Source organism: Streptomyces sp. NPDC001502, from assembly GCF_042894785.1.
GTDB lineage: Bacteria > Actinomycetota > Actinomycetes > Streptomycetales > Streptomycetaceae > Streptomyces > Streptomyces kutzneri.
Genome location: NZ_JBIAVW010000011.1, coordinates 1 through 13,046, shown reverse-complemented (window position 1 = coordinate 13,046; position 13,046 = coordinate 1). Strand labels below are relative to the sequence as shown.

8 protein-coding genes are annotated in these 13,046 nt (G+C 73.1%); 5 read left to right on the top strand and 3 right to left on the bottom strand.

Going from position 1 to position 13,046, the window contains the following annotated elements; translation table 11 throughout:
• Positions 1-25: 25 nt before the first annotated feature.
• The gene (locus ACFY0D_RS20610) at positions 26-532 is read left to right on the top strand and encodes a MarR family winged helix-turn-helix transcriptional regulator (protein WP_390799589.1); all 507 of its coding nucleotides are present in this window, start codon (positions 26-28) and stop codon (positions 530-532) included.
• A gap of 49 nt (positions 533-581) precedes the next feature.
• Positions 582-3,965, top strand: coding sequence for a BTAD domain-containing putative transcriptional regulator (locus tag ACFY0D_RS20605; RefSeq protein ID WP_390799588.1), 3,384 nt, complete (start codon positions 582-584; stop codon positions 3,963-3,965).
• On the opposite strand, the gene ACFY0D_RS20600 is transcribed toward ACFY0D_RS20605, so the two are convergent.
• Complete coding sequence (locus ACFY0D_RS20600) at positions 3,952-5,958, bottom strand: sigma-70 family RNA polymerase sigma factor (RefSeq protein WP_390799587.1); 2,007 nt, start codon at positions 5,956-5,958, stop codon at positions 3,952-3,954. The genes ACFY0D_RS20605 and ACFY0D_RS20600 overlap by 14 nt on opposite strands.
• Positions 5,959-6,132: 174 nt before the next feature.
• A complete protein-coding gene (locus ACFY0D_RS20595) occupies positions 6,133-6,906 on the bottom strand; it encodes a TetR/AcrR family transcriptional regulator (RefSeq protein ID WP_390799586.1) in 774 nt (257 codons plus the stop codon).
• Between the two features lie 338 nt (positions 6,907-7,244).
• On the opposite strand from ACFY0D_RS20595, the gene ACFY0D_RS20590 reads away from it, so the two are divergent.
• Both ACFY0D_RS20590 and ACFY0D_RS20585 read left to right on the top strand, forming a co-directional pair.
• On the top strand, positions 7,245-8,663 hold the full coding sequence (locus tag ACFY0D_RS20590; protein ID WP_390799585.1) for an NAD(P)/FAD-dependent oxidoreductase: 1,419 nt from the start codon (positions 7,245-7,247) through the stop codon (positions 8,661-8,663).
• A 135-nt stretch (positions 8,664-8,798) separates the two neighbouring features.
• Positions 8,799-10,619, top strand: coding sequence for a SpoIIE family protein phosphatase (locus ACFY0D_RS20585; protein WP_390799759.1), 1,821 nt, complete (start codon positions 8,799-8,801; stop codon positions 10,617-10,619).
• A gap of 87 nt (positions 10,620-10,706) precedes the next feature.
• On the opposite strand, the gene ACFY0D_RS20580 is transcribed toward ACFY0D_RS20585, so the two are convergent.
• On the bottom strand, positions 10,707-12,023 hold the full coding sequence (locus ACFY0D_RS20580; RefSeq protein ID WP_390799758.1) for an MFS transporter: 1,317 nt from the start codon (positions 12,021-12,023) through the stop codon (positions 10,707-10,709).
• A 125-nt stretch (positions 12,024-12,148) separates the two neighbouring features.
• On the opposite strand from ACFY0D_RS20580, the gene ACFY0D_RS20575 reads away from it, so the two are divergent.
• Positions 12,149-12,685: a MarR family winged helix-turn-helix transcriptional regulator gene (locus ACFY0D_RS20575; RefSeq protein ID WP_189972381.1), complete on the top strand. Its 537-nt coding sequence runs from the start codon at positions 12,149-12,151 to the stop codon at positions 12,683-12,685.
• Positions 12,686-13,046: the final 361 nt, after the last annotated feature.

The following is a 13,046-nucleotide window of genomic DNA, read 5'->3' as shown; positions in this document are numbered from 1 at the left end:
GACACGAGCGAGGGAGGAACAGCGCATGAGCGACGCAGTGGACGCCATCGTCGGCCAGTGGGTGGCGGAGCGCCCGGATCTGGCCGCCGGTCTGTGGCCGGTGGAGGTGGTGGCCCGCATCCAGCGGATGACCCGCGTCATCGACAAGCAGCAGAAGGCCTTCGCGGCCGAACACGACCTGGAGGTGGGCGAGCTCGACATCCTCTTCACCCTCTGCCGCTCCGGTCCCCCGTACGCGCTGACCGCCGGCGCCCTCATCCCGGCCGCCATGGTCACCTCCGGAGCGATCACCAACCGCATCGACCGCATGGAGGCCAAGGGCCTGGTCGAGCGGGTGAGGGACGGTCAGGACCGCCGCACGGTGCGGATCCGGCTGACCGAACAGAGCCTCGCGCTGACGGAGTCGATGATCACCGAGCACCTGCGCCGCTACGCGGAGCTGCTCGCCCCGCTGGACCCCGCCACCTGCGCCGCGGTCGCCGAGGCCCTGCGCACGCTCCTGGAGGACAACGGGGACACCTCGATCACCTGAGGTGTCCGGCCGGGCGCCGCTGCCCCGACGGGCCAGGCAGAATTGCCCGGTGCGGTATCTCATCCTGGGTGTCACCGAGGCACGCGACGACAGCGGCGCCGCTCTCCCCGTGGGCGGCGCCCGGTTGCGCGCGCTCCTCGCCGCCCTCGCCCTGCGGGCCGGCCGCGCGGCCTCCGTCGCCGAACTCGTCGACGACGTCTGGGGCGACGACCCGCCCCAGGACGCCCCCGCCGCCCTCCAGGCCCTCGTCGCCCGGCTACGCCGCGCCCTCGGCGCCCGCGACGCCGTCCACTCAGCCCCCACCGGCGGCTACCTCCTGGCCGCCGCCCGCGACGACATCGACCTGCACCGTTTCGACCGGCTGGCGGTCCAGGGCGGCCGGGAACTGGCCACCGACCCGGCCGCCGCCTCCCGCACCCTGCGCACCGCCCTCGCCCTCTGGCGCGGACCCGCCTTCGCCGACCTGCCCGAGCCCGCCCGCGCCGCCCATGCGTCCGTCGCCGAGGCCCGCCGCACCGGCGCTCTCCGCCACCGCATCGAGGCGGACCTGCGCAGCGGCGCCACCGCCCCGGCCGCGCTCCTGCCGGAGATCGAGACCCTGGTCCAGGAGTCTCCGTACGACGAGACACTGCGCGCGCAGCAGCTCCGCGCCCTGCGCGCCGCCGGCCGCCCCGCCGAGGCCCTCGCCGCGTACGAGCGCACGCGCCGCGCCCTCGCCGACGGCCTCGGCACCGACCCGGGCCCCGAACTCGCCGCCCTGCACGCGGAGCTCCTCCAGCCGCAGGCTCAGCCCCGGCAGCCCGGGCCCCCGCGGCCCCGGCAGGCTCTGCCCGCGCAGCCCCGGCCCGAACTCGCCGACGCCCCCGAGACTCCCGACGCCCCCGAGACTCCCGGCGCCCCCGGCGCCCCCGAGACCCCCGAGACCCCCGAGGCCCCCCGCGGGAACCTCCGCCCCCGCCTGACCTCCTTCGTCGGCCGCGAACCCGAACTGGCCGCCCTCCGCGGCGACCTGACCCGCCTGCGCCTCGTCACCCTCACCGGCCCCGGTGGTTCGGGCAAGACCCGCCTCGCCGAGCACGCCGCCGCAGCCCACCCCGAAGCCGGCTGGATCGTCGAACTCGCCCGCCTGGACCAGCCCGCCGCCGTTCCCGGCGCCGTCCTCAGTGCCCTCGGCCTGCGCGAGAGCTCCCTCGTCACCCGCGAGACCCCGGCCCCGGCCGCCACCGACCCCACCACCCGCCTCGTAGAACACTGCGCCCACCGCACGCTGCTGCTCGTCCTCGACAACTGCGAGCACGTCATCGGCGCCGCCGCCGAGCTCGCCGAGCGGCTCCTCACGCACTGCCCCGGTGTGCGGATCCTGGCCACCAGCCGCGAACCCCTCGGTGTCCCGGGGGAGACGGTCCGCCCCGTCGAGCCCCTGCCGCCCGACCCCGCCCACCAGCTCTTCGCCGACCGTGGTGCCTCGGCCCGCCCCGGCTTCCGTCCCACCGACGACCAGGACGCCGTGGCCGAGATCTGCGCCCGCCTCGACGGGCTGCCTCTCGCCATCGAGCTGGCCGCCGCCCGGCTGCGGCTGCTCACCCCGCGCCAGATCGCCGACCGCCTCGACGACCGCTTCCGGCTCCTGACCAGCGGCGCCCGTACCGTCCTGCCCCGCCAGCAGACCCTGCGCGCCGTGGTCGACTGGTCCTGGGACCTGCTCGACGAGGCCGAACGGACCGTCCTGCGCCGGCTGTCCGTCTTCGCCGGCGGCTGCGACCTCGCCGCCGCCGAGGCCGTCTGCGCCGACCCCTCGGACGTGGCCCCGTACGACCCCGCCGACGTCCTCGGCTCCCTCGTCGACAAGTCCCTGGTCCTGGCCGAACCGGAGCAGGGACACACCGGTCAGGGACACACCGGTCAGGGTGGCTCCGGCGGCCACGGCATGCGCTACCGCATGCTCGAAACCATCCACGAGTACGCCGCCGAGCGCGCCGCCGCCCACCCCGCCGACGCCCGGGCCGCCGCCCGCCGCCACGCCGCCCACTACCTCGCCTTCGCCGAGGAAGCCGAACCCCTGATCCGCTCCGCTGCCCAGCTCCCCTGGATCCGGCGCGTCGAGACCGAGCTCGACAACCTCCGGGCCGCCCTCCACAGCACTGTCGTCGAGAACGCCGACACCGAGGCCGGCGAGCGCCTGGTCTTCGCCCTCGGCTGGTTCTGGTGGCTGCGCAACTACCGCGCCGAGGGAGCCGAGTGGACCACCCGGACCCTCGCCCTCACCCCCGAGGTTCCCCCCGAGGGCACCCCCGCGTACTGGCGCTTCATGCGCCTGCTCGTCCTCGACATGTTCCTGCTCGCGGAGAGCAACTCCGCCGAGAAGTTCCGCACCTCCGACTACCGGGACCTCGCCACCCGCATCAAGGAAACCTTCCGGCAGGGCTCCCCGGAGACCACCCGCTTCCCCGGGATGCTCTGGCCCGCGACGACGTTCCTCACCGGCACCTCCCTCGATTTCCACGCCGACCTCGACCGGTCCGTCGCGAACTGCCGCGTCCACGCCGGGGAATGGGAACTCGGTGTCGTCCTCATGCTCCGCGCCCACGTCGCCATCGACGTCACCGGAGGCCTCGCCGACGTCGACGCCGACCTGGCCGAGCTGCACGAGCTCGCCCATCGCGTAGGCGACCGCTGGACCCGTGCCCAGGTGGCGAGCGCCGCCGGGGAGGCCGCCCTCTCGCGCGGCCGGTACGCCGACGCCCGCATCGAGTACGAGGAGTGCCTGCGCCTCGCCCGCGAGGTCGGGGCCGGCGTCGAGGCGCCCTTCGCCATGGCCCGGATCGCCGAGACCGCCTACTGCGCGGGGGACCTCGACGACGCCGAACAGCTGCTGGCGGAGGCCGACAAGGAGTCCGACCGGTACGGCGGTGTGTACGACGTCAGCACCTTCGCCCGGCTCCTCTCCGCCCTCGTCGCCCTCCAGCGCGGCGACGACGTCCGGGCGCGCGAGGAGTGCGACCGGGCCCGCGCCGAGGCCGAACGCTTCACCGTGCCCGCCCAGCTCACCGCCGGGCTGGCCACCGTCGACGCCGTCCTCACCGGCCGCGAACAGGGCCCCGTGGCCGCTCTGGCCAGGATCGGGCCCGCCCTCACCGCCGCCGTCGACGCCCGGTGCGCCGAGCGCGTCCTGGCCGGCATGGCCGAGGCGGCGGCCCTGCTTCTGGCCGACGCCGACCGGCCGGCCGAGGCCGCACGGGCCCTCGCGGCGGCCACCGCCTGGCGCGCGGGCCATCCGCGCTCGGTTCCGGAAAGCGGAGCCGTGGACGGCCTCCCGGAGCGGACCCGCGCCCTGCTCGGCCCGGACCGCTACCGCCGCGAGGAGGAGGCCGGCGCGGCCCTCACTCCGGCCGCCTTCGCCACGACGCTGACCACGGCGTTCAGCGGCAGCTGAGCACGGCGTCGGCCCAGCTCGCCAGCGTCGGCAGGCTGCCCGGCCCGGCCTTGTCGACCACCAGCCGCAGCGTCTTGCGCCCCGCGAGGGAGACCTGCACGGCCGCGGGCGGGTCCTCGTGCCCGAGGGCGGCGGACTGCCACACCCGCTCCCCGTCGGCGTATACGGAGAACCGCACCGTGCCGTCCGTGAACAGCGACAGGCCGTCCACCCCCGCCTGTGCCGAGAAGCTCGTGCACTGCCGGTTGAGGGCGATCTCCACCGAGGAACGCGCGTTCACGGTGATGCCGTGGGCGAAGCGCCGGCCGCCCACCTCCAGGCCGTGGCGCTGCCACACCCAGCCGCTGCGCCAGGTCTGCAGCTCCGGGCCGCTGTGGTCCCCGTAGACCGAGTGGGGGAGCCCGGCCAGCTGGAACCCCTGCGGCGGTTTCGGGGGCGGCGGCGGTGTCGGCTTCGGCGCGGGCCGCTCCGGGGACGGCGTGGGGGAGGCCTTCTCCCGGCTGGGCGAGGGCGACGGGGACGAGGAGGGCACGGGCCCGGGCGCGGCGGAGGCCGCGGCCGAGGGCGTCGGTCCGGGCCGCGGAGCTACGGAGCCCTGCGCCGCCGGCGCCTCCTGCGCGGGCGGATCCGGCTCGGCCGAGGCCGAGGTGGAGGCGGGAGCCTTCGGTACGGAAGGCACCGACGGCGCCGAAGGCAGCGACGGCGCCGCCACACTGGGCGCGGGCTTGGCCCGGACCCGCGGATCGGTGTCGTCCCCGGCCAGCGCGAACACCACTCCGGCGGCCGCGGCCACCGCGATCCCGGCGGCGATGGCGGCCTTGGCCGGCAGCCCGAGCCCTTCGGCGGCCACGGACCCCCCGGCCCCGGCGGCCCCACCACCGGCTCCGGCCGTGCCACCCGCGGCCCCCGCCCCGGCCGTCCCGGCCCCCGCGGTCGACCCGCCGGCGGCAGCCGCAGCCCCGCCCGCGACGACGGCTCCGCCGGCCAGCACCCCGGCGGCCTTGCCCGCGTACCCGGCGGCGAACCACCCGATGACCGCGACCGGAAGCAGCGCCGGAATGCCCGCGTTGACGTCCTGGAGCTCCCCGGCGGCCAGCCGGCACTTCACGCACTCCTCCAGGTGCTTGCGCAGCCCCCGCTCCGCCCGCATCCGCAGCCCGCCCCGCGCGTAGGCGCCGAGCCGGTCCGCGTACCGCGCGCAGTCGCCGCCCTCGCTCAGCGCCGAACTCACATGGGCCTGCAGATACGCCTGCTTGAGCCCTTCCCGGGCCCGACTGGCCAGCACGGCGGTCGCGTTGGCGCTCAGTCCGAACAGCGGCGCGATCGCACTCGGCGACGCCTCCTCGACGGTGGTGTGCCACAGCACGGCCTGCCACCGCTCGGGCAGGCTGCGGAAGGCCTGCATGGCCAGCGACCGCTCGGCCTCGTGCATCGCCCGGACGTCCGCGCCCAGTTCGAGCGTGTCGTCCCCGGACATCCCGGACAGCCCGGACAGAGCGGCCCCGGCCTCCGTACCCGTGGAGGCCTGCTCGGCGAAGAGGGCGAAGTCCTCGACCAGTTGCTCGCGCTTGGCGGTCTTCGCCCACGCCGCGGCGACCCTGCGCACGGTGGTCAGCAGATAGGCCCGCACCGACTGGTCCGGCCCGGCCCCGCCCCGAACCGCCTGCAGGGTCCGCGCGAACACCTCGGCGGTCAGGTCGTCGGCGGTGTGCGCGTCCCGGCAACAGGACCGGGCGTAGCGGCGCACGGAATCGGCGTGCCGACGGAACAGTTCCTCGTACGCACCGTCGTCACCGCCCCGCATCCGGGCGATCAAGTCCCCGTCGGACGGCGGCAGCTCGCCGCCGGTGCCGCCGGGTCCGGAAGAGCCCGAGAGACGTGCGTGCCGCCCACCCGGGTCGCGCTGGGCCGGCACCTGTCGGGCGGGCAGACTGCCCGCCTCCACCTCGCTGCCGCCGCCACCGCGTGGCTCTTCCCGACCGTCAACGCTCATCGCGGAGGCTCCCGCACGACACACTCAACCGGTACACCGGGCAAGCGTGTCACACGGGGGACGGGCACCGAACCTCTCTTCGCGCCATCCACCCGTCCGGGCACATTCCGGCGAATCGCCCTACGGGACCCGCACCGGCACCGGCACCTGCACGCGCACCGGTACCGGCCGAGGTCACACCGTCCGGGACCGCAGCCCTTCGAGCAGGATGTCGAGCAGCCGCGTCGAGGCCGCCGCCTGCTGCGCCGGGTCGGGCAGCGCGGGCGCCGCAGTCGCTATCACCAGCAGCACATCGGCCACCGTGACATCGGCACGCAGCTCACCGGCCTCCCGCGCCCGGTGCACCAGCCGGCCGACGACCTCCAGCAGCGCACCCGCCCCCGAGTCGTCCGAGGGCTCGTTCTCGACGGAACCGCGCGTGCCCACGACCCGCAGGTCGGGAGCGCCGGAGGCCGGCACCGCCTGCCGCTGGTGCGGAACCCGGGCGGCCTCCGCCTCCTCGGCCTCGTCCTCGACGGCCGAGCCGACCCGCAGGACCTGCGGCGGCAGCAGCCGCCCGGCGCCCGAGGCCACGGAGGTGCGCAGGAAGCGCGACAGCGCCTGCCACGGCTCCTCCTCCTGGCCCAGCGCGGCCTTGGCCTGCTCGGTCAGTCGCGCGGTCTCCTCCTCGGCTATGCGCCGCACGAGGACGTCCTTGCTCGGGAAGCGCCGGTACACGGTGCCGACACCGACCCGGGCGCGGCGAGCCACGTCCTCCATCGGAGCCCCGTAGCCCAGCTCGCCGAAGACCTCACGGGCCGCCCGCAGAACGTGCTCAAGGTTGCGCTGGGCATCGACGCGCAGCGGCGTGGACCGGCCCACACCGTGCGTGGTGCCGCCCGCGATACCGCGTCCGTTGCTCTCGACCGAGAGCGCGGTCGCAGAACCATGGAAATCGGAAATGTTCATATGTATCCCCCGGTAATCATTTGTCTCCCCCCGGAGACACTCCCCGCCTTCACGCCGAGGGGGCCACGGTCTCGGGCCCGGTCCTACTCCTCGACGAGATACGAACATAGTTGAGCCAGAGTCAATTCAGAAGAGGCAGCCCCGGACGGAGCACCGCCCGATCGGAGCATTCACCCCCACTTTTCCGATCCGTGCCTCCGGAATCTCACATTCCGTGCGTCCTGACCTGCAGATTTTCGCCACAAGCTGACGTCCTCTTGCACCCCGCCCCAGCACTCACTCCGGTCACACAATTTGTCGGGGCTGTGGACAAACTCCCGGCCACGTTGCGTCATGGGATGGTGAAGGCTGCTAACTCACGGGGCACGGCCCCCGGTACCCCGCCCCGTACGCGCATCCTGATCGTCGGCGGCGGCTACGTCGGCATGTATACGGCGCTCCGCCTCCAGCGAAAGCTGAGAGCCGGCGAAGCCGAGGTCACGGTGGTCGCCACCGAGCCCTACATGACGTACCAGCCCTTCCTCCCCGAAGCGGCCGCCGGCGCGATCTCACCCCGGCACGTCGTGGTCCCGCTGCGCCGCGTCCTCGGCAAGTGCCGCATCGTCATCGGCGAGGCCAAGCGCATCGACCACGCCAAACGGACCGTGACCGTCAAGACCCTCGCCACCGCCGACGAGGGCACCGGCCCCGTCGAGATGGAGTACGACGAACTCGTCCTCGCCCCGGGCTCCATCTCCCGCGCCCTCCCCGTCCCGGGACTCGCCGACTACGGCATCGGATTCAAGACGGTCGAAGAAGCCATCGGACTGCGCAACCACGTCATCGAACAGATGGACATCGCCTCCTCCACCCGCGATCCCGCCCTCCGCGACGCGGCCCTCACCTTCGTCTTCGTCGGCGGCGGCTTCGCGGGCGTCGAAGCCCTCGGCGAGCTGGAGGACATGGCCCGCTACGCCGCGCGGTACTACCACAACATCAAGCCCGAGGACATGAAATGGGTGCTCGTCGAAGCAAGTGACCGGATCCTCCCCGAGGTCGGTCCCGAGATGGGCATCTACACGGTCCGCGAACTGCGCCGGCGCAACATCGACGTACGCCTGGAGACCCGGCTCGAATCCTGCGAGAACCGCGTCGCCGTCCTCAGCGACGGCGCCCAGTTCCCCACCCGCACCGTCGTGTGGACCGCAGGCGTCAAACCGCACCCCATCCTGGCCGCCTCCGACCTCCCCAAGAACGAACACGGCCGCCTGGCCTGCACCTCCTTCCTCACCGTCGAAGGAGTCGAGCACGCCTGGGCCGCGGGCGACGCCGCCGCCGTCCCCGACATCACCGCCGCCGAGAAGGGCCGCGACTGCGCCCCCAACGCCCAGCACGCCGTCCGCCAGGCCAAGGTCCTCGCCGACAACCTCCTCGCCGCCCTCCGCGGCGAGGTCCTGACCGAGTACGCCCACAAGTACGTGGGCTCGGTCGCCTCGCTCGGCCTGCACCGCGGAGTCGCCCACATCTACGGCCGCAAGCTCAAGGCCTACCCGGCCTGGTTCATGCACCGGGCCTACCACCTCAGCCGCGTTCCCAGCTTCAACCGCAAAATGCGCGTCCTTGCCGAATGGACCCTCTCAGGCCTCTTCAAGCGTGAGATCGTCTCCCTGGGTTCCCTCGAACACCCCAGGGCAGAATTCGAACTGGCCGCAGGCGGCGGCCCCAAGCCCCCTCCACCGCCCCCCGCCCCCAACCCCCCGCAGAACGGCCAGGGCTGACGTTGTCAGTGCGGTCGGCCACACTGGACGTGTGACCATAGGTGCGCTCACCCCTGCACAGAGTGACATCGTCCAGTCAGCGACCGCCCACGAGCGACACAGCGACCACTCGCGACACCACGAGGCTTGAACGCAGTGAACTTCACGCGCTGGAGCGCCCGGTTTCCCGGAACGCAGCGCCGCGCCGCCGCCCGGTCCGAACACGCCGCCGCCCAGGCCAAGCGAGGTGAAGGCGCGGTCCCGGCAGCCCGCGGCGGCCGCGCCGACCCCGGAGCCGAGCGGTCCACGCCCGCCGAAGGCCAGCCCGCCGACCCCACGGTCTCCGGGACCGGAAGCGGCGGCGGCAGCGGCAGTGGCACCGGCACCGGCACCGGCATGTCCCCGTCCCAGGCCGCGTCCCCGCCCCGGCGGAGGGGCGTCCTCACCGCCGTGCCCTCCCTCGACGAGCTCTCCGTACGCGAGGTCCTCGGCCGGCTCCCGGCCCTGGTCGCCCTCGTCCACGGCCCCGACCACCGCGTCGCCTACGTCAACGACGCCTACACCACCGGCTTCGGCGCCCGGACCCCCGGCGCCCCGGCCCACGAGGCCCTCCCCGAACTCGGCGAGCTCGGCCTCCTCCCGCTCCTCGACCAGGTCCAGCGCAGCGGCAAGTCCCGTACCGCCAAGAACCGCACCGCACCGGGCGGGGGCAGCTCGTACACCGTCACCTGCACCCCCGTCGAGTTCCCCAAGTCCGACACCGACGGCGAGCCCGACCCCCACCACACCGGCGTCCTGATCCACCTCGCCGACGTCACCGACCACGCCGAAGCCGTCGAGCGCCTCCGCGCCAGCGAGCGCCGCCAGCGCGAGGCCGCCGTCACCCTCCAGCGCTCCCTCCTCCCCCAGGAGCTGGAACAGCCCGACGACCTGCGCATCGCCGCCACCTACCAGCCCGGCGGCACCGAGGCCGCCGTCGGCGGCGACTGGTACGACGTCATCACCCTCGGCGCCGGCCGCACCGCCCTCGTCATCGGAGACGTCATGGGCCGCGGCGTGCGCGCCGCCGCCGTCATGGGCCAGCTGCGCACCGCCGTCCGCGCCTACGCCCGCCTCGACCTGCCCCCGCACGAGGTGCTCCAGCTCCTCGACGGCCTCGCCGCCGAGATCGACGCCAGCCAGATCGCCACCTGCGTCTACGCCGTCCACGACCCCAACGAGGGGCTGCTCGCGTACGCCTCCGCCGGCCACCTCCCGATCCTCGTCCGCGACGAGGACGGCACCGTACGCAGAGCCGCCGACCCCACCGGCCCACCGCTCGGCACCGGCGGCTGGCTGCACACCTCGGGCACCATCGCCCTCGGCCCCGGCTCCACCGCCGTCCTCTACACCGACGGCCTGGTCGAACGCCGCGGCGAGGACATCGACGAAGGCGTCGCCGCTCTCGAACGCGCCCTCTCCGGTGCCCAGGGCACCCCGGCCGTCATCTGCGACCGCCTGATGCGTGCCCTCGGCGTGGACGCCGACCACGACGACGACGTCGCCGTGATGGTCCTCCAGCAGCCGGCCCGCACCGGACCGGACGCCGAGCTCTTCCACAACGCCGCCCTGGAACTCCTCGGCGGCATCGAGGCGGCCCCGCGCGCCCGGGCCTTCGCCCAGGGCGTCCTCGCCTCCTGGCGGTTCCCCGTCGAGCTCTGCGACCTCGGCGTCCTGGCCGCCAGCGAGCTCGTCGCGAACTCCCTCCAGCACGGCACCCCGCCCATGCGCCTACGGCTGCGCCGCACCGACCGCCGGCTGATCATCGAGGTCACCGACGGAGACGACCACCTCCCGCGCCGCCGCCGCGCCGAACCGGCCGACGAGACCGGCCGCGGCATCTCGATCATCGCGACCATCGCCTCCTCCTGGGGCTCCCGCCGCACTCCGGGCGGAGGCAAGGCCGTCTGGTGCGAGTTCGCCCTGCCGGACAAATAGCCGAACAGCGGTAAGCAGGAAGGCCCCGATCCACCCGGATCGGGGCCTTCCTGCTTACCGCACATATATACGTACGGTCGTGCATCCCTACGCGGGCACGCGCTCCACGACGACGTCCTTGCCGGCGACCTCGGCGACCTCGGCGACCTCGGCGACGAGGCCACCCTGTGCCACGACCCGGCTCGCCACCCACGGGTTGTCCTGCATCGGACTCAGCCGCCTGCCGAGCCGCAGCGCGAGAGCGGCGATCCCGAGCGACACGAGCACGAAGACCCCGATGTACAGCATCGGAACCCCCGCACCGAGCGGCACCCCGAGCGGCCCCAGCGCCAGCGCCATCTGCTTGACCAGCGCGAAGGCGGAGTTGTACTGGCCCACCGAGCCCTCGGGCGCCAGGTCGGCCACCAGCGGTGCCAGGGTCGGCGACAACATGGCCTCGCCGATGCCGAAGAGCGCGTACGTGGTGATGAACGCGGCGGCGGCCATCATGGCGCTGCCGTGCCCCAGACCAGAGAACCCGGCGATGAGCCACGCCACGGTCCAGATCAGCCCGACGAGCGCGATCACCCGGGACCGGCGGCGCTTCTCGACCAGCTTGAGCACGACGAACTGCGCGACGACGATCGCACCGGTGTTGGCTGCGAGCGCGAAGCCGAGGGTGGAGGGCGAGATCCCGGCGGCCTCGGTACCGAAGGCGGCCAGACCCGACTCGAACTGTCCGTAGCAGGCGAAGAACACCACGAAGCCCAGCACGCACAGCTGCACCATGGCCTTGTGCCGGAGCAGCCGCTTCCAGCCGCTGCCCGCCTGTGTCGTGTCCTTGGGCCGGGCGTCCTTGAACCCCTGCACCTGCGGCAGACGCACGGTGGCGATGACGCCGGCCAGCACCAGGAACATCACGGCCTCGATGCCGAACAGCAGGGTGAAGCTGCCGGGCCGGCTCTCGTCGACGATCTGGCCGCCGATGAGACCGCCGATGCCCAGACCCAGGTTCTGCATGAAGAACTGCAGGGCGAAGGCACGGGTCCGGGTGGACGGCGTGGAGCACCAGACGATCATCGTGGCCAGCGCGGGCTGCATCACGGCCTGCCCGGCGCCGAGCGCCAGGGCGGACAGGAGGATCCCCGCGATGCCGGTGGAGAGCCCGAGGGAGAGCGCACCGACCGAGGCGATGACGGCCGCCCCGATGACCACGGGCACCGGACCACGTCGGTCGATGACCCGACCGGTGAAGGGCAGCGCGACGAGAGCGCCGAGGGCGAAGGCCACGAACGCGCACGTGGCGGCCATGGAACCCAGATCCCGCACCTGCGCCACATAGATGTAGAGGAACGGAACCGTGAAGCCGATGCCGAACGCGGTCAGCGCGTTCCCGGCCTGGATCCGCCGCATCGCAGCGCCCATCACCTTGGTCACTTCTCACCTGCCTTTGAGACCTGAAGCCTGAAGACTTCATAGCTAAACTTCAAGCCTTAACAGTACACACCGAAGGAGTTAGATGCCAACGAGCTCGTGCGATACTTCGACCCATGGGTGACACCCCCGACGGCACTGCGCCCGTCCACGAGCCGAGCCTCGACGAACAGATCGCCGTCTATCAGCGCGAGTTCCAGGACCTGGACCCCCAGGTCGAGAAGGTCGTCTCGGCGCTGAGCCGCCTGAACCGCCGGATGAACGTCGCGTACGGCCGCCAGACGGCGGCCCTGGGCATCAGCAACGCGGAGTGGGAGGTCCTCAAGGCCCTCGTCATCTCCGGCGCCCCCTACCGGATGGGCCCGAGCGAACTGGCGAAGCAGCTGGGCCTCACGCCGGCGGCGATGACCCACCGGATCGACCGCATGACCGCGGAGGGCCTGGTCACCCGCGAGCGGGACGAGTCCAACCGGGTCCGCGTGATCGTGGAGCTCACCGACGAAGGCCGCAGCAAGTGGCTGGACGCGATGCGCGCGGCCACGGTCTTCGAGGAGGACCTCCTCCAGGACCTCTCCACCGCGGAGCGCGGGGTGCTCGGCGACATGCTCGCCCGCCTGCTGGAGCGCGTGGAAGACCTCCAGTCACCCAGCTGACCACCGGGGTTGACACGAGCCCGGTGGGTCCGTAAGGTTCTTCGAGTTGTCCCAGAGCCGGAAGGTTTTGGCGACAACGAATCCCGCCGCCTCGTTGCGGCACCCAACTCAGCACGATCTCCCACTGGGAACGAATTCGGCATGCCCGAATTCCTTTCCGAAGGCCGATTATGAATCGCCGGGGAAATCCACTAGAGTTCGGGAGTCGGAAGGGCCCAACAGCCCGGAAGACAAACCCCGCTGACCGGGGGTCAGGCCCGAAAGGATCTGATAGAGTCGGAAACGCAAGAACAGAACGAAAGCCCGGAGGAAAGCCCGAGAGGGTGAGTACAAAGGAAGCGTCCGTTCCTTGAGAACTCAA